Origin of the sequence: Cedecea sp. AS113 (genome assembly GCF_037152415.1) — a bacterium.
GTDB lineage: Bacteria > Pseudomonadota > Gammaproteobacteria > Enterobacterales > Enterobacteriaceae > Cedecea.
In genome coordinates, this window is record NZ_JBBCMI010000052.1 from 1 (window position 1) to 965 (window position 965).

The 965-nt window shown below is 51.5% G+C and carries 1 protein-coding gene; it reads left to right on the forward strand.

Going from position 1 to position 965, the window contains the following annotated elements:
* Positions 1–965 (forward strand): autotransporter outer membrane beta-barrel domain-containing protein (locus WFN87_RS23965; RefSeq protein WP_336983973.1); only part of this gene is annotated, 965 nt, incomplete at both ends.

The following is a 965-nucleotide window of genomic DNA, read 5'->3' on the forward strand; positions in this document are numbered from 1 at the left end:
AATAACGGTAATAGTAATGGAACTCATAACAATGCCGATACCGGACACACTTATCGTCCTGAGCGAGGAAATTACGCCGCCAACCTTCAGGCAGCCGCAACAATGTTCAACATGCGTCTCAAAGACCGTCAAAGTGGCATGATATACACAAACCTGGCCACCGGAGAGCGTCACGAAAGTAGTCTGTGGGTACGCTCTGTGGGGGGCCATACGGAAGGACATGTCTCGGACGGTCAGTCAAAATACGCCGCAAACCGGATAGTCTTCCAGATGGGGGCAGATATCTTCAACGGCAGCACCGGCAACGACGATGCGTGGCATCTTGGTCTGATGGGCGGCTACGGTAAACAGTACAGTAATTCCCGTAACACTTTGTCCGGTTATAACTCAAAAGGCTCTGTGTGGGGTTACAGCGCTGGTGTCTACAGCACCTGGCACCAGAATTCGAAGGACAAAACCGGCCTGTATGCAGACAGCTGGATGGCATGGAACTGGTTCGATAACTCCGTTAAAGGTGATGAACTGGCGTATGAGAAGTACAAATCAAAAGGTCTGAGCGCGTCACTGGAAACGGGGTATGTTTTCCATACGGGGTCATACAGAACCTCCGGCGGAATGGAAAACAACGTTTACGTAACGCCCCAGGCACAGGTGCTATGGTCCGGCGTGAAAGCCGATAATCACACGGAAGTCAACGGTACGAAAGTGGAAGGCAGGGGAAGTGATAACGTCCAGACACGCCTGGGTGTACGCCTGTCAATGACCGGACAGAGCCATCATGACAAAGGTTCCTTCCGTCAGTTTGAACCTTTTGTGGAAGCAAACTGGGTTTATACCGCGAAGGATTATGGCGTGAAGATGGGTGAAAGCAGTGCATATCTTCAGGGGCAACGCAATGTGGCAGAGCTAAAAACTGGTGTTGAGGGCCACATAAGCGAAAATCTGAGCGCATGGGGCAACGTGGC